The 18,760-nt window shown below is 56.7% G+C and carries 18 protein-coding genes and 3 pseudogenes; 15 read left to right on the top strand and 6 right to left on the bottom strand.

The features are described from left to right. Nucleotides 1-171: 171 nt before the first annotated feature. Nucleotides 172-669: a DUF4411 family protein gene (locus tag CAG47_RS19710; RefSeq protein ID WP_085726505.1), complete on the bottom strand. Its 498-nt coding sequence runs from the start codon at nt 667-669 to the stop codon at nt 172-174. Next, nucleotides 666-1,802 carry an XRE family transcriptional regulator gene (locus CAG47_RS19705; protein ID WP_085726504.1) on the bottom strand — a complete coding sequence of 379 codons (1,137 nt, stop codon included), beginning with the start codon at nt 1,800-1,802 and terminating at the stop codon, nt 666-668. Before CAG47_RS19705 ends, CAG47_RS19710 begins: the two co-directional genes overlap by 4 nt. A gap of 317 nt (nt 1,803-2,119) precedes the next feature. Here CAG47_RS19705 and CAG47_RS29055 point away from each other — a divergent pair. Beyond that, a pseudogene (locus tag CAG47_RS29055) lies at nt 2,120-2,233 on the top strand (IS110 family transposase); the annotation flags it as partial. Between the two features lie 355 nt (nt 2,234-2,588). Here the strand turns inward: CAG47_RS29055 and CAG47_RS19700 are convergent. Both CAG47_RS19700 and metC read right to left on the bottom strand, forming a co-directional pair. Beyond that, a complete protein-coding gene (locus CAG47_RS19700) occupies nt 2,589-2,933 on the bottom strand; it encodes a DUF3088 domain-containing protein (RefSeq protein ID WP_085726503.1) in 345 nt (114 codons plus the stop codon). A gap of 66 nt (nt 2,934-2,999) precedes the next feature. Continuing rightward, nucleotides 3,000-4,187 carry a cystathionine beta-lyase gene (gene metC / locus CAG47_RS19695; protein WP_085726502.1) on the bottom strand — a complete coding sequence of 396 codons (1,188 nt, stop codon included), beginning with the start codon at nt 4,185-4,187 and terminating at the stop codon, nt 3,000-3,002. Nucleotides 4,188-4,352: 165 nt separating this feature from the next. Here metC and CAG47_RS19690 point away from each other — a divergent pair, with 165 nt between their 5' ends. After that, the gene (locus CAG47_RS19690) at nt 4,353-4,820 is read left to right on the top strand and encodes an Lrp/AsnC family transcriptional regulator (RefSeq protein WP_085726501.1); all 468 of its coding nucleotides are present in this window, start codon (nt 4,353-4,355) and stop codon (nt 4,818-4,820) included. A gap of 70 nt (nt 4,821-4,890) precedes the next feature. Here CAG47_RS19690 and CAG47_RS19685 read toward each other — a convergent pair whose 3' ends face one another. Continuing rightward, nucleotides 4,891-5,901 (bottom strand): D-cysteine desulfhydrase, encoded by a 1,011-nt coding sequence (locus CAG47_RS19685; RefSeq protein WP_218190683.1) that lies wholly within the window; start codon nt 5,899-5,901, stop codon nt 4,891-4,893. A 457-nt stretch (nt 5,902-6,358) separates the two neighbouring features. Between CAG47_RS19685 and CAG47_RS19680 the strand changes: the two genes are divergently transcribed. The 13 genes and pseudogenes from CAG47_RS19680 (at nt 6,359) to CAG47_RS29390 (ending at nt 17,548) form a co-directional block, all read left to right on the top strand. Then, the gene (locus CAG47_RS19680; RefSeq protein ID WP_085726499.1) at nt 6,359-6,739 is read left to right on the top strand and encodes a Rid family detoxifying hydrolase; all 381 of its coding nucleotides are present in this window, start codon (nt 6,359-6,361) and stop codon (nt 6,737-6,739) included. A 17-nt stretch (nt 6,740-6,756) separates the two neighbouring features. Beyond that, nucleotides 6,757-7,797 (top strand): PLP-dependent cysteine synthase family protein, encoded by a 1,041-nt coding sequence (locus CAG47_RS19675; protein ID WP_085726512.1) that lies wholly within the window; start codon nt 6,757-6,759, stop codon nt 7,795-7,797. Between the two features lie 22 nt (nt 7,798-7,819). Beyond that, nucleotides 7,820-8,992: a PLP-dependent aspartate aminotransferase family protein gene (locus CAG47_RS19670; RefSeq protein ID WP_085726498.1), complete on the top strand. Its 1,173-nt coding sequence runs from the start codon at nt 7,820-7,822 to the stop codon at nt 8,990-8,992. A 98-nt stretch (nt 8,993-9,090) separates the two neighbouring features. After that, nucleotides 9,091-9,936: an ABC transporter substrate-binding protein gene (locus CAG47_RS19665; RefSeq protein WP_085726497.1), complete on the top strand. Its 846-nt coding sequence runs from the start codon at nt 9,091-9,093 to the stop codon at nt 9,934-9,936. Between the two features lie 42 nt (nt 9,937-9,978). After that, a complete protein-coding gene (locus tag CAG47_RS19660; RefSeq protein WP_085726496.1) occupies nt 9,979-10,674 on the top strand; it encodes an amino acid ABC transporter permease in 696 nt (231 codons plus the stop codon). Next, nucleotides 10,671-11,366 carry an amino acid ABC transporter permease gene (locus CAG47_RS19655; protein WP_371917223.1) on the top strand — a complete coding sequence of 232 codons (696 nt, stop codon included), beginning with the start codon at nt 10,671-10,673 and terminating at the stop codon, nt 11,364-11,366. Before CAG47_RS19660 ends, CAG47_RS19655 begins: the two co-directional genes overlap by 4 nt. Before the next feature lie 4 nt (nt 11,367-11,370). Further along, nucleotides 11,371-12,129 carry an amino acid ABC transporter ATP-binding protein gene (locus CAG47_RS19650; RefSeq protein WP_085726494.1) on the top strand — a complete coding sequence of 253 codons (759 nt, stop codon included), beginning with the start codon at nt 11,371-11,373 and terminating at the stop codon, nt 12,127-12,129. Between the two features lie 88 nt (nt 12,130-12,217). After that, the gene (locus CAG47_RS19645; RefSeq protein WP_085726493.1) at nt 12,218-13,081 is read left to right on the top strand and encodes an MBL fold metallo-hydrolase; all 864 of its coding nucleotides are present in this window, start codon (nt 12,218-12,220) and stop codon (nt 13,079-13,081) included. A 59-nt stretch (nt 13,082-13,140) separates the two neighbouring features. Further along, a pseudogene (locus tag CAG47_RS29050) lies at nt 13,141-13,464 on the top strand (TIGR01244 family sulfur transferase); the annotation flags it as partial. Between the two features lie 39 nt (nt 13,465-13,503). Beyond that, a complete protein-coding gene (locus CAG47_RS19640) occupies nt 13,504-14,721 on the top strand; it encodes an FAD/NAD(P)-binding oxidoreductase (RefSeq protein ID WP_256577482.1) in 1,218 nt (405 codons plus the stop codon). A gap of 9 nt (nt 14,722-14,730) precedes the next feature. Then, nucleotides 14,731-15,537: a sulfite exporter TauE/SafE family protein gene (locus CAG47_RS19635; RefSeq protein ID WP_085726491.1), complete on the top strand. Its 807-nt coding sequence runs from the start codon at nt 14,731-14,733 to the stop codon at nt 15,535-15,537. A 121-nt stretch (nt 15,538-15,658) separates the two neighbouring features. After that, nucleotides 15,659-16,690 (top strand): annotated as a pseudogene (locus CAG47_RS29395) (cache domain-containing protein); the annotation flags it as partial. 57 nt (nt 16,691-16,747) lie between these two features. Next, nucleotides 16,748-17,548 (top strand): methyl-accepting chemotaxis protein, encoded by an 801-nt coding sequence (locus tag CAG47_RS29390; RefSeq protein ID WP_371917224.1) that lies wholly within the window; start codon nt 16,748-16,750, stop codon nt 17,546-17,548. A gap of 116 nt (nt 17,549-17,664) precedes the next feature. On the opposite strand, the gene CAG47_RS19625 is transcribed toward CAG47_RS29390, so the two are convergent. After that, the gene (locus CAG47_RS19625; protein WP_256577479.1) at nt 17,665-18,609 is read right to left on the bottom strand and encodes an Abi family protein; all 945 of its coding nucleotides are present in this window, start codon (nt 18,607-18,609) and stop codon (nt 17,665-17,667) included. Between the last annotated feature and the right edge of the window lie 151 nt (nt 18,610-18,760).

Below are 18,760 nucleotides of genomic sequence, written 5' to 3'. Positions count from 1 at the left end.
TAGTTGGGGAGGTTGGTGGGGGAGTTTGCGGGGATTCAGGCGTTGGAGGAGCTTGATGCTCCGCTCGTTGCGCTAAAGGATTATTTGAAAGACATTCAATAAAGAAAGTCGGACGGAAAGAGTACTGCAAAAAACTCCAATTTCCGAATAACTTGAAGAAGTCACCTGACTTCAATCAGGTAACACAAATCTGGCTTCAAGCCTGTGCAACAATTCAAACGTATTCAAAAAAGGAATACTCAGCACCTTACAAATATTTGGAATGATGAATTTTCGTTTAGCGTCGAGATTCAACACTTCATGCGTAACGACTGTAGCCCCTGTAGTCATCGCTTTCGCAATTAGCCAAGGATCAGCACCCGCTAGAAATTCTTCCATTGCGCCTACTTTCATCTTGGGCGCTTGATCGGCCACCAGCCCCGCAACTTGTGCGAATGCCAGTTGCGTATCTTGATCGGTGGTGGAGTGAAAGAAATCAGAGTTGTCCTTCGCCCAACCCGCCAGATCATCATGCCCTTTAGTTAGCTCGTCCATTACAGGTGCAATGCTGGCCAAGTCCAATGCTTTGTTTTTAAGCAATAACCACTGCCAAAATCCAGGACAGATAGCCATCCAGTAATAACGGTTTTTCGCTTCGATCAGTGTGTTAGCGTCGAGTAAATGATTCATTCCGTGATCTTGCTGGCGAGAGTCCTTAATTTGGCAGGTTGCACGCCGAGCAGGTGTCCCGCCTCTCGCAGCAACATCCGGCCACTCATTGCTTCAGTCAGCACTGCCTTGCTCAGGCGAGAGCTGTTTTTCGCTGTAGCGTTACGGTAATAGTCACCCGCTCCACCTTTTTCATCCTGGAAAGCCTTGAGGATCATTCGATAGTAAGCGCTGTATTGCGCTTGGCTTATATAGCCAAGATCCAATGCGCGGCGACCGATAGCTAATTTACTAATGTGAAACCGAGTGGCTATCGGAGCTAAATTGTCTTGCCAATCAACATCTGCATTCCACAGGGCGCGGAATTGGACTTCGGGAGCCAAAAATTCACCTGCAACCGCATTGCAGAAATGCTCCTCCTCTCGACCATTTTCAGAGTTCCCGTCAGACACTCCACTGCTACCAATCCAGATATGGGCCAGCTCGTGAAGCAACGTGAACAGCCTGGCGGTGGGTGCGTCAGAACTGTTGATAAATACAACGGGGGCGTAGGCATTGCTGATGGCAAAACCCCGAAACTCGCTCACTTCAAGTTTGCGGTGAGTATTCCCCAAAGCTGTTCCACTGCGCATAACCAGAATGCCAGCCGTTTCCGCAGCCTCGATCAAGGCGCGGCTGTATTTCTCGTAATCCAATCGACCAATGTCAGGGTTCACACCGAGGACCCGGCGGATATCGTCGACCACCTCTGCAACTTGAGATCGACTACTGAAGCGACCTACAAATGCCAGCGGTTGATACTCCTGGTGTTGAAGATACTCCAGGTACCAGTCCTGCTTACGTATTGCCTCCCTTACGGTGTCCAACAGCTCTAAAGTAGGACGTTGAGGAGCAATCCCACCCACTGTCCGCAAATCAGGTAAAGGCAGTTTTTCGACTGGCGGGTGCTGAAGAAACAAGAAGCCAAACGGGATATGAGCGACACTCGCCCACTTTTGAGCCTGAAGGAATGTTGGCCTGGTCTCGCCAGCCTCCCATTCCTGTACTCGATCAGGCTTCACTGGCAGCTTTTTGGCAACCTGCTCAGTGGAGAGACCTGCACGCTCCCGAGACCAGGTGAGCAGGCTTGGATTGACGTAGGCAGCTTGACTCATAAGACCGCAGGCAAATCAGAAGGGGCCGGCAAACGTTCGAAGGCATACTTGGCGGATGCGTTCGATTGACGCTGGTTCCAGCTATCTGGCATTTGCCTTTCTCCTTGGCTGTTTGAGGTCTGGTGGCAGCGACTACAGATTAGTCGAAAAGCAGAACTGCCAACGATAGGAGCGCGCGATTATGAGGTAAATCCGCAACGACCCGAAGCGCAAATATGTAACCCGCGGACAGATGGCATTGCCATTTTCCCAGAGCGTCATCAGGCGCTTTTTTATGCCTGCGGCGTGAGTTATGGCAGCTTTGCGTGGGACGCCCTCGGGAGCGAGGCAAGAGCGCGAAAGTCGCGCTCATCGCTTGCATGCGGGTCCTACTGATCAGATTAAATGCCATGTTTCGCGACGGTACCGAATGGCGGAGACGAACGGCATGATGCAGACAGTTGCTCCCACAAGGGTTTGTGGTGAGTTGTCGGGCATTGTTTGGCCACAGCGTGTGTGAGTGGGTTTGCGGTGCATCTTCAGCATTGATGTTGGTTGGTCTGGCGCTATCGCGAGCAGGCTCGCTCCTACAGGGGGATTCAGGGGGATTGTGTGGCGGGCTGGCATTTTGGGATTGGCCCCGAGGCTTGAACCATCGCAGCGCAATGTAAAGATCCTGAACAGATGAGGCGGTTCGTAATACTGGGTACGAGCAGGCCGGCGGCTCGCAAGCGAATCGCCGGCCTGCAGCCTGTCATTGCAATGTGCGACAGGCCGCTTGTGGCAGGAGCTTTCGATCGCTACCGATCAAGAAGCGCGAGCGACGTTGTACTGCGACGACAGGTAGCGGCGGATATCGTCAGGTGCATTGATGAAGCGCGTGCCGTTGTACTCCTGAACCGCAACGGAGGCGTCCTTTGGCACCTGCCCTTTGCCGAGGACAATCACCGGCGCAGACTGGTTATCTTCGCCAATCAGCGACACGATTGCGTTGCGTGGGCGCGGCGCATCGATGTACTCGATTTCCACCATGTCGCGTAGCTGTGGGCAGAAGCTCAGCAAACCTTCTACGCATACTGAATCGCCGCAGTAGAACGGACCCTCGTTGCCGCTGAAAAAGCCTGGGCGAAGAATAAGCAGTTTGTCTTTCATGGTGCTCTCTCTCTGTGGGTGGGTATTAACGTTAAGGTGATGGGTGGTCGACGCGCCTGTGATGGGTCAGGCTTCAATGGGTATCTGCGCAGTGGCGCGCAGACGCAGGAATGCGCTTTCCAGATCAGCGATCATGTCGTCCGGATGCTCAAGCCCCGCGTGAATTCGCAGGAGGGGACCTTCCCACGGCCATTGCGTCGCCGTGCGAGCGCTGGTCGGGTTCGAGCGGAGAATCAGACTCTCGAAGCCTCCCCAGCTGTAGCCCATGCCGAAGCAGCTCATATCGTCGAGCATCGCGCGCATCGCTTCGTCCGATTGCGGATGCAGCACGACGCCAAACAGGCCGCTCGCCCCCGTGAAATCTCTCTTCCACAGCTCGTGACCAGGTGAGTCAGGCCGTGCTGGATAGAGGATCCGCGCGACTTCCGGCTGCTGCGAAAGCCATTGCGTGAGCGCGTGCGCGTTGCGTTGATGGCGTTCGAGCCGGATCGACAGCGTGCGCAAGCCGCGCAGGGCCAGATACGCGTCGTCGCCGCTTACAGTCATGCCGAGTTGACGATACAGACGGTTGATTTTCGGAAAGATCGCCTCGGTCGTGAGGATTGCGCCCATAAGCACATCAGAGTGCCCGGAGATGTATTTCGTCGCCGCGTGAATCGATACATCGACACCCTGTTCGAAGGAACGGAAATAAAGCGGTGTGGCCCAGGTGTTATCCATCAGCACAATTGCGCCGTGTTGATGGGCGATCCGGCTGATCGCCGGTATGTCCTGCACCTCGAATGTGAGCGATCCCGGTGATTCAACGAATACAGCCCGGGTATTCGGGCGCATCAGCGCTGCGATGTCTGAGCCGATCGACGGGTCGTAGTAGGTCGTTTCGATGCCGAGACGTTTAAGCGTTTCCCCGCAGAAAGCACGTGTTGGGTCGTAGACCGAGTCCGTCATCAGCAAGTGATCGCCAGGACCAAGCACGGCGAGCAGCGACAGGGTGATCGCGCTGAGCCCGCTCGGCGTCAGCATCGCACGATGTGCACCTTCGAGACGGGCGAGCGCGCTCTCCAGTGCGCGAGTTGTCGGGCTACCGCCGCGGCCGTATGCGCTCGGTGTGCCGCTTGCAGTCTTGAGCGCCTCAAGGCTGTTAAAGAGCAGCGTCGATTGCCGGTATACCGGCGGGTTCACCGGCGCGCCGAGCTGATTATGCGTGCGTCCCTCATGGGCCAAAACAGTGTCGGTTGAATACGGAGTGATCAAGGTGGAATCCTTTTTCGTCGGCTCAATCGAGGTGAATCAAGCGGCGTCGCGTTGACGCCAACCGCTGTGCTTGAAGTCATATTAATTGCGCAGGATCGAAAAATGTTTCCAAAGAATTCCCTCATATGATCTATTCTTGGGAAAATTTTCTACCGAGAGGGATTTATGGATAAGCGCGATGCTCAGTTGCTGACGATGCTTCAGGCGGATTCGACGATTGGCCTGAACAACCTGGCCAAGGCTGTGAATCTATCGCCGACGCCTTGCTGGCGAAGACTGCAAAAGCTGCGAGACGATGGCGTGATCTGCCGTGAGGTCGTGCTGTGTGACCCGGCCAAATTGAACCTGGATCTGGTTGCATTCGTTACAGTGCGCTCGAATCAGCACGGTGATGAGTGGACGAAGCAATTCGTCGAGGCCGTGTGCGCGATTCCGGAGATCATTGAGATCTACCGAATGAGCGGTGACGTCGACTACCTGCTCAAGGTCGTCGTGCCAAACATCGCCGGATACGACAAAGTCTACAAACGGCTTATCAGGAGCGTCGAGCTGATGGACGTGAGTTCGGCGTTCGCGATGGAAGTGATCAAGCGAACGACTGCATTGCCGACGGATTACATTGTGACGCCTTAATGTGAGTGCGCCTCCGGTTAATGGGAGGCGCATTCTGCGTTCTATCGATGTGAAGACATGAGGTCGGCCATCAATCCATGCGGCACGCGTTGCGGTAAGCGAACAGTGCAGGTGCTCCCCCTGTGTGGAGGAACAGTACCGGCCCGTCTCCGGCCAGGCGACCGCGAGCAATACCATCAAGCAGGCCGGCCATGGCTTTACCGGTGTACACCGGATCCAGCAGCAGGCCTTCGGTTTGCGCGAGCAGCCGAACCGCATCTTGCCCCCCTCGATTCGGTTCACCGTAGCGCGGCGCGTAGTATTCGTCCCACAGTTCAATAGGCATATCGGGTGGCGTATCGATGTCGAGCAGCGTGCCGAGACTCTGCACAAGCTCCTGCACTTTCGGACGCTGCGCGGACTCCGTGCGCGATACCGTCACGCCTATCACTGGAAGCGATGGCAGTGCATGGGCGAGCGCGAGTGCAAGACCGGCATGCGTACCGGCGCTGCCAGAGGCGAGCACCACGGCCGAGAAGTCGAGCCCCGCGGCAGTGATCTGCTGCTCGAGCTCGAGGCCCGCGCGAACGTATCCGAGCGAGCCGAGCGCATTCGAGCCCCCGATCGGGATCACGTATGGACGGCGTCCCTCTTCACGCAATCGCTGAGCCACATCATCGAGCTGCTGGTCTGCGTTGTCGAGCTCGTCAACATTCACCACCTGAGTGCCGACCAAATCGAGCAACAATCGGTTGCCACTCTGCAGGTAATCATCGCATGCGGTACCCAGCGGATTTTGCAACAGCGCAACGCAGTCCAGCCCGAGTTGTGCCGCGAGTGCGGCAGTCTGCCGGACGTGATTGGACTGAACGGCACCTGCGGTCACCAGCACGTCCGCTTTGTTTCGAATGGCATCGGCGGCGAGATACTCGAGCTTGCGCAGTTTGTTGCCGCCCATCGCAATTGGAGTGAAGTCATCGCGCTTGACGTAGACATCGCGGCCGACGTGGTCCGATAGCCGTGGTAACCGCTGTAACGGCGTAGCTGCGCCCATCAGGTTCAAGCGATCAAAAGCATCGAGTCTCGAAGAAAGTGTTGCCATATTCATGTCAGGCCCTGGTGTTCGTTGAGAGGCACGGCCGAAGAGGCCGCAAAGCGTGGTGGGTCAGTGCAAGATCTGGTCGGGGTGTTGCAGGCTTTCTAGAGAACAGGTCACTGAAAATGCGTTGTTCACCAAGCCTTCGATAATGACGAGCGCTGCTCGATTGGGAGGGAAGCTTATCGCTGTCAAATTAGAAAATGTTCCCAAAAAAAACCCGTTTTTGCCCACATCCTGGAATTTTTTTCCGATAGCCAATGACGCCTGTGCAGTCGTCGAAGTGGATGGCGACGAGGCGTCCGGAGATGGCATGGGCGAGCAGATAAATAAATTCTCCCCAAGTAAAAATCGTAGAAGTTTTTCCTAAAAATCAGTGAAACCAGCAAAGAGATTAAAACTTTTTTCCCAAGGGGTGACGGTAAGATTTCTCCCACGAAATGTGCTCGGAGAACCCCCGAATATGAAAAGAATCATTGCCACCAGCGCCGCTCCCGAGGCGATTGGCCCTTACTCGCAAGCCGTTCAGGCTGCAGGCACCCTGTATGTTTCCGGTCAGATCGCCCTCGTGCCGCAGACCATGCAAATGGCCGAAGGCATCGAAGCTCAAGTCCGACAAGCCTTTGCCAACCTGGGCGCGATTCTCGAAGAGGCCTCCATGGGCTTCTCCGATGTGGTCAAGCTGACGATTTACCTGACCGACCTCAGCCACTTCGCTCTGGTTAACGGCGTGATGGAAGAGCTGTTCGCCAAACCCTATCCGGCGCGCGCGGCGATTGGAGTCGGTAGCTTGCCGCGAGCAGCGCTGGTGGAAGTGGATGCGATCGCGGTGGTCCCATGCTGATCCAAAATCAGACCACGATGAACGATTGGATTCGGAACGCGATCAGGATCATTTCCTGCGACCAGATGCGTTCCGCCGACACCCACATTCATAAACTGGAAATTCCAGGTCTGAAGGGCGTCGATATCTACCTCAAGGACGAAAGCACCCATCCAACCGGCAGCTTGAAGCACCGACTGGCGCGTTCACTGTTCCTGCATGCCATTTGCAGCGGCAAGATTCGCGAGGGTACCCACGTGATCGAGGCGTCCTCGGGCAGCACCGCCGTATCCGAAGCCTACTTCGCCAAAATGCTTGGCCTGCGTTTCACCGCAGTAATGCCGCGTAACACCGCGAGCAAGAAAATAGAACAAGTCGAGTTGCTGGGCGGGCATTGCTACTTCGTGGATCAATCCTCGCAGGTCTATGCCCAGGCGCGGCGACTGGCGAGCGAGAGCGACGGCCATTACATGGACCAGTTCACGTACGCAGAACGTGCGACGGACTGGCGCGGCAACAACAATATCGCCGATAGCATTTTCCAGCAGATGATGGGTGAAACGCACCCTGTCCCCCATGCGATCGTCATGAGTGCGGGTACCGGCGGCACCTCGGCAACCCTCGGTCGATACATCCGCTACAAGGGTCACGACACCCGCCTGATCGTCGTCGACCCTGACAACTCAGTGTTCCATGACAGCTACCGCACAGGCGATTCAAGCCTCACCAGTAGTCAGGGCAGCCGTATAGAAGGCATCGGTCGCCCTCAGGTCGAGCCGTCCTTCCTGCCGGAAGTCATCGACGACATGCTCAAGGTCCCGGATGCGGCCAGCATCGCCACGCTCTACTGGCTGGAAAAACTGCTCGGCAAGAAGCCCGGCGGTTCCACCGGCACCAACATGTGGGGCGCACTGAACGTTGCTTTGCGCATGCAGGAGCAAGGCCGGCAGGGCTCCATCGTGACCCTGATGTGCGACAGCGGCGAACGTTACCTGGACACCTATTACGACCGCGACTGGGTCGCTCGCAACATCGGCGACATCACGCCCTTTGCCAAACAACTCGATCGCTTTTTCTAGTCCACGCGAGGCATCACTGAGCATGAAGCAGAACAACAATTTCTCCACCCAAGTGATCCACGCCGGCGAGCAGTCGACCTACGCCGACAATACGATCTTCCCGGCAATCGTCACCTCCAGTTCGTTCATCAAGCGCAGCCTCGACGACAGTCCGGACTACGCCTACGGCCGCGTCGGCAACCCGACCCGGCACGCCTACGAAACAAGTATTGCCCGGCTGGAGAACGGCCACGGCGCGGTAGCCTGCGCGTCGGGCATGGCGGCCACCGCCACCGTGCTTGATCTTCTGCCCAAAGACTCCCATGTGATCGTGATGGCGGGCGTCTACGGCGGTACCTTTCGCCTGATGCAGGACTACCGCGGCAAGACCTCCGGCCTGAGTGCCAGCTACATCGACCTCAATGACCTCGAGGCACTGGCCGCCAGCCGCCAGGACAACACCCGGCTGATCTGGATCGAGACACCGACCAATCCATTGCTGCAATTGGTCGACATCCAGCGCGTGACCGACTTTGCCCGTGCCCACGGCATTCTGACCTGTGTCGACAACACCTTCTGCTCGCCCTGGAACCAACGCCCTATCGAACTCGGCGTCGATCTGGTGATGCACTCCGCGAGTAAATACATCGGTGGTCACTCGGACCTTATCGGTGGTGTGGTGGTGGCCGCCGGCGAGCAACTGTTCGCCCGCTTGCGTGCCATCAGCATGGCCATCGGTGCAGTCCAGGGGCCGTTCGATTGCTACCTCGCCCTGCGCGGGCTCAAGACCCTCGATGTGCGCATGGAGCGCCAGTGCAGCAATGCGGCGCAGATTGCCCGCTATCTCAGCCAGCACCCGCTGGTCGAGGAGGTCTACTACCCGGGGCTGGAGAGTCATGCGCAGCACGAACTGTGCAAGCGCCAGATGCGCACCGGTGGCGCTGTCGTCTCGCTGAAGCTGAAGGCTGATCGCCAGGCCATGACACCGTTCATCGAGCAGTTGTCGATCTTTGTCCTGGCCGACTCCCTGGGCGGAGTGGAAAGCATGATCAACCACTCCTACAGCATGTCGCACAACTCCCTGAGCCATGAACAGAAAATCAACATTGGCATCAGCGAGAACCTGATCCGGCTCTCCATCGGCCTGGAACACGTCGACGACCTGATCGCCGACCTGGATGCCGGCTTCGAGCGGCTGCGCACGGCTTGCGCATAACCCGAATTTCCCATCCACCCACAAGAGGCTCTTGCCGACCACGACACGTAACGATTCATGAACTGGCGCTCCGTTTCTCAAACAATAAGGTCGATAAAATGCAAACGAACCGCATGCTGAAAAAACACTGGAAAACCGCCGTCCTGGCATTGACCCTGGCAACCAGCTTCTCTGCCGCCGCCGATCAACTCAGCGATATCAAGGCCAAGGGGGAGTTGGTCTGCGGGGTGCTCGGAACCGATGAGCCGTTCAGCTACATGAAGGATCCGGCGACTCGCGAAATCGTCGGTTACGACGTCGACATGTGCAATGCCATTGCCGCGAGCATCGGGGTCAAACCGGTGCTCAAGCAATTGACCGTCGCTGCACGCATTCCCGAATTGCAACAGGGCCGTGTCGATCTGCTGGCCGCTTCCCTGACCCACAACAAAGAGCGCGAGGCATTGATCAACTTCTCGCTCTCGACCTTCATCACCGGTCAGAAAGTCATGGTCAAGGCCGACAGCGGCATCAGCCAACTCGACCAATTGGCAGGCAAGAAGATCCTGACGATCAAAGGCTCGACGATGGAGCAAAGCATCCGGGCGAAGATCGCCGATGCGCAAATCGTCTCGTTCGACAGCAACCCTCAGGCACTGCTGGCGTTGCAACAGGGCAAAGGCCTGGGTTACGCCAACGATGAAACTTCATTGGCTGGCAACTTCGCCAAGCTGGGAGACGCGGCAAAGGACTACCGGATTCTGCCAACGCCGGTGTCGAGCGAGCACATTGCGCTGGGCTTGAGAAAGGACGAACCCGCCTTCCAGGAGCAGGTGAACAAGTCGCTGCGTGAACTGGAGTCCTCCGGCAAGGCCGAGGAGCTGTTTACCAAATGGTTTGGTCCAGACACCAACATGAAGTTCGCCAGTCGCTCCTTCAAGATCGAAACCGACAATATCAATTGACGTGTTGGAGGCCCGGCTTCGGCCGGGTCAGAGGTCCCTATTATGAATACGTTTGATTTGTCGGTCGTGCTCTCCGGGCAGTACCACGATTGGCTCGTCAGTGGCTTCCTGCTGTCTGTCCAACTCGCATTGATCTCGCTGGCCATCGCCCTGCCGCTGGCCATCGTCATCGCTGTGCTGCGCCTGGCCCCCTACGCTGCGCTGCGGGGAATCGCCATCACTTATGTGGAATCGATACGCAACGTGCCGCTGCTGGCACACATGCTGTTCTGGTATTTCGGTGCCCCCGAACTACTGCCGGCGCCCATCAAATCATGGATCTACGAACACAACGTTGAGGCGGTCAGTGCGGTGATCGCTCTGGTGCTCTATACCGCCGCCTACATGTCCGAAGACATCCGCAGCGGCCTGCGCTCCATTCCCAAGGAGCAAATGGAGGCGGGTCGGACGCTGGGATTCGGCTTCCTCAGCACCATGCGGCTGGTCATCCTCCCGCAGTCACTGCGAGTGACCGTGCCACCGCTGATCAGCCAGACGCTGAACCTGTGGAAGAACACCAGCATCGCCATGGTGATCGGCGTCGCGGAAATGATGTATCAGGCCCAGCAGGTGGAAAGCTCCACGTTCCGGGGCTTCGAATCCTATGCCGTGACCACGGCAGGTTATGTCGTCATCTCGATCATCATCACGCTGCTGTCCGCCTTGTACCAGCAACGCTATCCCGTGCGGAGTGTTTGACCATGCTCGATATCATCCAATCCTATGGCTTGTACTATCTGGTCGGCCAATATCCAAACGGCCCTCTTGGCGGTCTGTTGATGACGCTGATTCTGGCGGCGCTGGCCCTGGTCCTGGCCTTCCCTGTCGGCGTACTGCTCGCGCTATGCCGCATCAGCCCTTACCCGGTGTTGCGCTTGCCGGTCACAGGCCTGGTATATGTCCTGCGTGGTACGCCGCTGTTGATGGTGATTTTCTGGGCCTACTTCCTGCTCCCGACCCTCACCGGCCAACGCACCGATCAATTCGGCACCATGCTGGCTGCGCTGGTGATATTCGATGGGGTCTACCTCGCCGAAATCATCCGTGCCGGGATCCTTGGATTGCCACGCGGGCAAATGGAAAGTTCCCGTTCACTGGGCTTCTCGTACCTGGCCACGATGCGCCTGGTGATCATGCCACAGGCCTTTCGCAACATGCTGCCTTCGTTGGTGAATCAGTTCGTCTCGACCATCAAGGAGACGTCGCTGGGCTACATCATCAGCCTCTCCGAAGTGTCGTTCGTCGCTTCGCAGATTACCGCTCAGCTGCCAACCAAGCCGCTCCAGGTCTACGCCCTGCTCGGCCTGACTTACTTCGTCATGTGCTTCAGCCTGTCGCGCTTCGCCTACTGGCTGGAAAAACATCTCGCCGTCCGTTCTGCAAAGGTCTAATCCCATGATCGAACTCAAAAACGTCAACAAGTGGTACGGCAACTATCATGCGCTGACCGACATCAACGAGACCATTACCAAGGGCGAGGTCGTGGTGGTTTGCGGTCCGTCGGGCTCAGGCAAGTCGACGATGATTCGTACCATCAACCGGCTGGAAGCCATCCAGGATGGCAACATTTTCATTGACGGCGTGGACATTCATGGGCGCTCCGTCAGCGTTAATGATCTGCGCAGCCGGATAGGCTTTGTGTTCCAGCAGTTCAATCTGTTTCCCCACCTCACCGTGTTGCAAAACTGCACTCTGGCGCCGCGCCGCCTGCGCAAGTTGTCCGCCAAGGAAGCGAATGACTTGGCCATGAGCCTGCTGGAGCGCGTCGGCCTGGCCCACAAGGCAGGTGCCTATGCCGGTGAGTTGTCGGGCGGCCAACAACAGCGCGTGGCCATCGCCAGGGCGCTGGCCATGAACCCGCCGGTGATGTTGTTCGATGAGCCCACCTCTGCCCTGGACCCGGAAATGGTTGGCGAGGTACTGCAGGTGATGAAAAGCCTGGCCAGGGAAGGCATGACCATGGTGTGCGTCACCCACGAAATGGGCTTCGCGCGCGAAGTGGCTGACCGCGTGATCTTCATGGACCAGGGCAAGGTACTCGAACGAGCCGCGCCCGAGGCATTCTTCAAACGCCCCGAGCACCCTCGCGCACAGCGATTCCTGTCGGATATCCGCTCGCCGATGAGCGTGGAAGGGATTTCTCTGGCGTCTTGAAAGGCCAGTAGCAGTGCGACGTGAGCGCCGCGCTGCTACAGGTTGCCGGTAGTACCGACCCAAACGATCCGAGCGTGGAAAATTGACTATGCAGTTTGACGTTGAACCTTTTTTCGACCAGGAGAGTTGCACCTACAGCTATCTGGTCAGCGACCCCACGACCTGCCGATGTGCAATCATCGATCCTGTACTCGATTACGACACCGCCGCCGCGCGCATCTCGTACGCCAGTGCCGATCGTTTGATCGAACATGTGCGCGGCAACGGGCTTGTGCTCGAATGGATTCTGGAAACCCACGTGCATGCCGATCACCTCTCGGCTGCCCGCTATTTGCAGGAACGACTGGGCGGACGGATCGGTATCGGCGATCGCATCCCTCTGGTGCAGCAGACCTTCGCCCGTTTGTTCGACGCAGAAGAAGGATTCAGGGTAGACGGCAGTCAGTTCGACCGTCTGTTCGCCGACGGCGATCAATTCCACATCGGCAGCCTATCCGTCCAGGTGCTGCACACTCCAGGTCATACGCCGGCCTGCGTGACGTACTTGATCGAAGATGCCGCCTTCGTCGGCGACACCCTGTTCATGCCCGACAGCGGCACCGCACGCTGCGACTTCCCCGGTGGCGACGCTCATCAACTGTACCGTTCGATCGGCAGACTGTTAGCGCTGCCGGGCAGCACTCGTATGTTCATGTGCCACGACTACAAAGCCACCGGCCGCGACCACTACTGCTATCAGACCACGGTGGATGAGGAGCGCGCGCACAACATCCATGTCGGCCAGAACATCGGCGAGGCCGAGTTCGTTGCCCTGCGTACGACTCGCGACAAAACCCTGAGCCAGCCCAGGCTGCTGCTGCCGTCAGTGCAGATCAACATGCGGGCCGGCGAGAGCCCCCCGAGGCAAGCCAATGGCATCAACTACCTGAGGATTCCACTCAATGTGTTCTGAACGGCTCTATCGAGTTCAGGCAAACGCGACATGGATCACTATCTAAGAGTCTATTTGGCATGCAAGTCAGCACTCACAGCAAAGACTTTTCAACAACCGGTCAAATAACCCTGGAAGATATGAACGAAGCCGCCCGCTTGGGGTTTCGCTCAATCATCTGTAACCGACCGGATCACGAAGGTGGATCGGAACAACCTTCAAGCGCGACCCTTCACGCCGAAGCCAAACGACTGGGCCTCGAGTTTGCCTATCTCCCGGTCCTGCCCAATGCCATCGCCGAAAGTGATGTACAAGGTTTTGGCCAACTGCTGGACCGCTTGCCAGCACCGGTATTGGCCTTTTGCCGCACCGGAAATCGTTCAAGCCGGCTCTATGAAAAGACTTCTGCGAATGCTTCGGCGTCCCGAGTCGCCAACGACACAATCGGTGCCGACATTCTGGTCATTGGCGGCGGATCGGCGGGCATCGGAGTCATCGCCAGCTTGCTCAAGCGGGACCCCGACCTGCGAATCACGCTGATCGAACCCAATGACCAGCACTATTACCAACCGGCCTGGACACTGGTCGGTGGGGGGGCGTACGACGTGCGCAAGACTGTCAGGCCCATGTCACAAGTCATTCCGCGGGGCGCCACCTGGATCAAGGCAGCGGTGGTCGAGGTCGTGCCGGACAACAAGTGCGTGATGCTGAGCAACGGCCAAAGCGTCACCTACCAGCACCTCATTGTGTGCCCGGGGTTGAGGCTGGCCTGGGAGAAGATCGAAGGGCTGGAAGAAACCCTGGGCAAGCATGGGGTGACGTCCAACTACCGCTATGACCTGTGCTCCTATACCTGGCAGCTCGTGCAGGGACTTCGACAGGGCAAGGCTCTGTTTTCCCAGCCGGCGATGCCGATCAAATGTGCTGGCGCCCCACAAAAGGCCCTCTACCTTTCCTGTGACCACTGGCAAAAATCAGGTGTTCTGCAGGACATGGCGGTCGAGTTCAACCTTGCCGGTGCCACGCTGTTCGGGGTAGCGGCCTTCGTTCCCCCGTTGATGAAACATATCGAAAGGTACCAGGCGCAGCTGGCATTCGGTTCGAATCTGGTCAAGGTCGATGGCCCTGGTAAAACAGCCTGGTTCGAAAGCCGGGACGAGCACGGCAATCTCACTCGACACGCCAAGCCATTCGATATGCTCCATGTGGTCCCGCCACAGGTAGCTCCGGACTTCATCAGTCGTAGTCCCTTGGCGGACGCCGCGGGCTGGTGCGAGGTGGATCCCGGGACGTTGCAACATACTCGCTATGCCGACATATTCGCCCTGGGCGATATCTGCTCCACCAGTAATGCCAAAACCGCCGCTGCGGCCCGCAAGCAAATCGTCGTAGTGGCAAAGAACCTCTTGGCGTTGCGCAATCTTCAGCCCATGCCGCTTCGCTACGATGGCTACGGGTCATGCCCGCTCACAGTAGAAAAAGGCAAGGTGGTGCTGGCCGAGTTCGGCTATGGCGGAAAACTTCTACCCACCTTCCCCCTCAATCCAACGGTCGCGCGGCGGTCCGCCTGGTTCCTGAAAGCCAGGTTCCTGCCCTGGTTTTACTGGAACGGCATGCTCAAAGGCCGTGAATGGCTGACCAGCTCGTCCAAGCCTGAGTGAGGCCGGAACATGTTTCTGAGTGGAGTGTTCGGGATAGTCATCGGAATCATTCTGGGCCTTACCGGTGCCGGGGGCGGCATTCTGGCCGTTCCGGCGCTGGTGATCGGTTTGGGTTGGTCCGTGACGGCATCCACCCCTGTGGCGCTGTTCGCCGTCAGCGCCGCAGCAACTGTCGGGGCCGTCGATGGCCTCAGGAAAGGCCTGGTACGCTATCGCGCCGCCATGCTGATGGCGCTATTGGGAGCGGTGTTCTCGCCCCTGGGCGTGTACTTTGCGCACTCGCTGCCCAATGCCGTACTGATCTCGCTGTTCAGTCTAGTGATGGTCATTGTGGCGCTACGCATGATCGGCCAAGTACGTGGCGGCCAGGCGGTAATCACACAAGCCAAACCCCAGTGGCAAGAAAAAAACTGCATGCTCAACCCTGAAAGCGGTCGACTGCGCTGGACAATGAAATGCTCGGCTACCCTGGCCCTCGTTGGCTCGGTTTCAGGGCTGCTCACAGGGATGCTCGGGGTGGGTGGAGGCTTTTTGATCGTTCCTGCCTTTCAACATTTTTCGGACATCAGGATGCATGGCATCGTGGCCACCTCGCTCATGGCCATTGCCCTGATCTCAGCCATTGCAGTGACGGGCGCCATACACGCAGGCGCACACATAACGGCAACCGGCGGGGTGTTCATCGCCGCCAGTGTCAGCGGGATGCTAGTGGGCAGATTCCTCGCCCCGAGCATCCCCGCCAAAGCGATTCAACTCGGTTTTGCCATCCTGTGCATGGTGATCGCCAGCTATCTGATGCTCAAAACCTGGATGTAGTGAACAGGCTGGGGTTGGCCATGTTCAGCCCAGCAAGGCATTTGAATGTGCTGAATCACCAATCGGATAACCCCCCTTTCCAGCAGCTTACCGCCTCACTCTCCTCTAAGCGGATGACGCCATGCTCAAAGCTTTGAAGTTCAGTCACAAAATATTCTTAACGGCAACATTGGTAGTAATAGTCACTTTCTCCTTGTTCATTATTTACATCGTCAATCTACAACTAACCAACACTAAAGATAATATTCAACGTCATCTTGATGATGTTGGTTATGTCATGGCAAATAATATTGAAAGCTGGCTGACAGGACGCACCAAAGTCATCGAGAACATGACGCAAAGCCTCGAATTGGACCCCAGTACCGGAAATATTGAAAATACGTTGATGCAGGCAGCTCAGCAGGAAAGTTTCTATCAGACATCGTTGGCATGGGCGGATGGCTCGTTGCAGACAAGCCCTGGAACCGAGATGCCGAAGGGTTACGATTCTCGCACTGAGTCCTGGTACAAAGACACTGTGGCATCCGCCAATATTCATCTTGGCGAGCCTTACATCGACCAGGCCATCAGTATTCTATCGCTCTCCATAAATTCACCGGTCAAGTACGGTGGAAAGATCGTCGGTGTAACCGGGGGCAACCTCAGCCTCAAAGCCCTGAGCGATCTATTGGGCGCGGTGAACCTTGGTGGTCAGGGCTATGTCTTCTTGGTCAATGCAAACGGGAAAGTACTACTCAGCCCAATACAAGATCAAATGATGAAGTCACTTTCCGAGATCTTTCCCGGCAACACTCCAGAAATCAATAAAACATTCAGTGAGATCAATCTCGCTGGAGCAAATCGAATACTGACCTTCAGGCCGATTGAAGGGTTGCCTTCAGTCAATTGGTACATCGGTATCTCCATCGATAAGGACCAGGCCTACGCAGCACTCGATAAGCTTCGCGTCTCTGCGGTAACTGCGATGATTGTCGCTGTCCTGGCCTTTGTCGTCCTGCTCGGGTTATTGACTCACTGGCTCATGCAGCCGCTGCGGGAAATGGGCCAGGCCATGCAAGACATCGCGCAGGGAGAGAGTGACCTGAAGAGACGCCTGACCCTCCACAGCCAGGACGAGTTTGGTGAACTGGCAGCTTCCTTCAATCGTTTCGTCGAGCGGATTCACGGCTCGATTCGCGAAGTATCCTCGGTCTCCAATGAAGTCAATGAGATGACCCAGCTGGTACTCACTGCTTCCAGTTCCTCGATGAGCAATTCCCAGGAGCAGGCAAATCGCACGAACAGTGTGGTTGCAGCGATCAATCAACTGGGTGCAGCGTCACAAGAGATTGCCAGCAATGCCGCCGACGCCTCGCGCCAGGCCTCCGAAGCCCGCCGTCAGGTCGAAGGCAGCCGGCAAGCGGTAGAGATGACCATTCAAGCGATGAATGGACTGTCCGAGAAAATCCATTTTTCGTGCGCCACCATCGAGACGCTAAACAGCAAGGCGGTAAACATTGGCCATATTCTCGACGTGATCAAAGCTATCTCCGAGCAGACCAATTTATTGGCTCTGAATGCGGCAATCGAGGCCGCTCGCGCGGGAGAAGTGGGTCGAGGTTTTGCCGTGGTCGCAGATGAGGTCCGCAACCTGGCACACCGTACCCAGGAATCAACGCAGGAAATCCACTCGATGATCGAGCAACTGCAAGCAGGTGCTCGAGAGGCAGTCATCACGATGACCGAAAGTCAGCGTCACAGCGAAAAGACCATGAAAATCGCTGGCCAGGCAGGTGAACACCTTGGCAAGGTAACCATGCGCATCAGTGAAATCGATGGCATGAACCAATCGGTGGCTATTGCGACCGAGGAACAAACGGCCGTTCTTGAAACGCTTGACAGCGATATAACGCAGATAGATGCATTAAACCAATCCGCCGTGCAGAACCTGCGGATAACGATGAACGCAAATGACGAATTGAATCAGCAGACTGCCCGACTCAAAAAGCTGGTCGACAGTTTTTCTGTTTGAAAGGTTGAGCAGCGAGGGGTGATGCCTTGCGTTTTTCGCGAGCAGGCTCGCTCCTGCAGGGGTGTGGCTATCTGGCGATATCAGCTCCGAGTTTTTCAGGTTTGCGTTGGTGTCAGCTAGATCCCGAACAGTGCTCGAGGAAAGCCAGTTTCATCTGGAAACCCCATCGCTTTGTAAGTGCAGCCGGGCATAGCAGGCTTGCGATCGATCAGATCTGCAACCTCGTTGATCCAGGTCGAAGCGGGGGCGATCTTCTGTAGCAGAAACCATATGACCGCAATTAACCCATACAGCCGCTTGAGCGCGTGCTGATCCAGCCCCAACGCCTGAAAATACGGTTCCAAGGGGACCGATAGCGGGTTAGCCGAAGCCTGATTCCAGATGCGGGTATGGTGAGCACAACGGTTGCGCAAATGGCTGACTTGCTGCATCCACCGGCTGAGCATCTTGGCGTTGTTCAAACCGAGGCGTGCGAGTATTAGATTTTGATATTTGTTAGTGAGCAGTTCAAAGAACTCCGAAAGATCCCCGAAATCCCAAGCTTCCACTGCGACCCAAACAGGAATGGACTTATCGGCTCGCAGGTGCCACTGAATGCAGTCCTCTCTGCTCCGCGTGATATGCGACTGCTGCTTTTGACTCCACTCTAGCCACTTATTGCGCTTACTACCGTTGCGGTCCGTGTACGGTTGAGTCCATTTTTGCAGAATGAATTTTGCATTGGTGTAGGCCATCGGATCGTGATACCCAACCTCGTGAGCCGTTATGGTCTTGAGGTGGACCTCCAGACGCTCGACTGCATCCAGCATGAGCATTCGCAATCGCTTATCGAACTGGTAAAGGTCTACGATCGCATCGAAAGAGGTGGCTGCCTGGAAGGTGTCCAGACGAACAGGCTTGCCCGCGATCGGGCAGACTTCTTGCTGAAGACCGTTCTTCTTGAATTCCCGCGCCGGGTACCAGAATCCGCTGAGACGGTAATACCCTAGCTGCGCGAGTTTGCGTTCTGCACGTGACGCGTCTTCGATTTGCACCCCCCTGCGGGTCAGGAGTGCAACCATGTCAGGATACGTAAGGAAAGGCTTCGGAGGGGCTAGCTTAGGCAACTTCCATGTTCCATAAACAAGAAGGCCCGAACGTAATGCCGGACTGAGCCAGCACCAGAGGATCGGGCGCGATTGGGATCCATGCTGCCGGAGCCTAATGACAATG

The organism is Pseudomonas sp. R37(2017), assembly GCF_002113375.1.
GTDB lineage: Bacteria > Pseudomonadota > Gammaproteobacteria > Pseudomonadales > Pseudomonadaceae > Aquipseudomonas.
The sequence above is the reverse complement of the archived record's forward strand: the minus strand, read 5'-3'. Positions and strand labels throughout refer to the sequence as shown.

Bases quoted from the DNA above. Each gene is read 5' to 3' on its own strand.
- CAG47_RS19700 (WP_085726503.1), bottom strand. From the start codon at position 2,933: ATGAAAGACAAACTGCTTATTCTTCGCCCAGGCTTTTTCAGCGGCAAC.
- CAG47_RS19710 (WP_085726505.1), bottom strand. From the start codon at position 669: ATGAATCATTTACTCGACGCTAACACACTGATCGAAGCGAAAAACCGT.
- CAG47_RS19660 (WP_085726496.1), top strand. From the start codon at position 9,979: ATGAATACGTTTGATTTGTCGGTCGTGCTCTCCGGGCAGTACCACGAT.
- CAG47_RS19680 (WP_085726499.1), top strand. From the start codon at position 6,359: ATGAAAAGAATCATTGCCACCAGCGCCGCTCCCGAGGCGATTGGCCCT.
- CAG47_RS19685 (WP_218190683.1), bottom strand. From the start codon at position 5,901: ATGGCAACACTTTCTTCGAGACTCGATGCTTTTGATCGCTTGAACCTG.
- CAG47_RS19635 (WP_085726491.1), top strand. From the start codon at position 14,731: ATGTTTCTGAGTGGAGTGTTCGGGATAGTCATCGGAATCATTCTGGGC.
- CAG47_RS19665 (WP_085726497.1), top strand. From the start codon at position 9,091: ATGCAAACGAACCGCATGCTGAAAAAACACTGGAAAACCGCCGTCCTG.
- CAG47_RS19675 (WP_085726512.1), top strand. From the start codon at position 6,757: ATGAACGATTGGATTCGGAACGCGATCAGGATCATTTCCTGCGACCAG.
- CAG47_RS19705 (WP_085726504.1), bottom strand. From the start codon at position 1,802: ATGAGTCAAGCTGCCTACGTCAATCCAAGCCTGCTCACCTGGTCTCGG.
- CAG47_RS19625 (WP_256577479.1), bottom strand. From the start codon at position 18,609: ATGGTTGCACTCCTGACCCGCAGGGGGGTGCAAATCGAAGACGCGTCA.
- CAG47_RS19670 (WP_085726498.1), top strand. From the start codon at position 7,820: ATGAAGCAGAACAACAATTTCTCCACCCAAGTGATCCACGCCGGCGAG.
- CAG47_RS19645 (WP_085726493.1), top strand. From the start codon at position 12,218: ATGCAGTTTGACGTTGAACCTTTTTTCGACCAGGAGAGTTGCACCTAC.
- CAG47_RS19650 (WP_085726494.1), top strand. From the start codon at position 11,371: ATGATCGAACTCAAAAACGTCAACAAGTGGTACGGCAACTATCATGCG.
- CAG47_RS29390 (WP_371917224.1), top strand. From the start codon at position 16,748: ATGACCCAGCTGGTACTCACTGCTTCCAGTTCCTCGATGAGCAATTCC.
- CAG47_RS19690 (WP_085726501.1), top strand. From the start codon at position 4,353: ATGGATAAGCGCGATGCTCAGTTGCTGACGATGCTTCAGGCGGATTCG.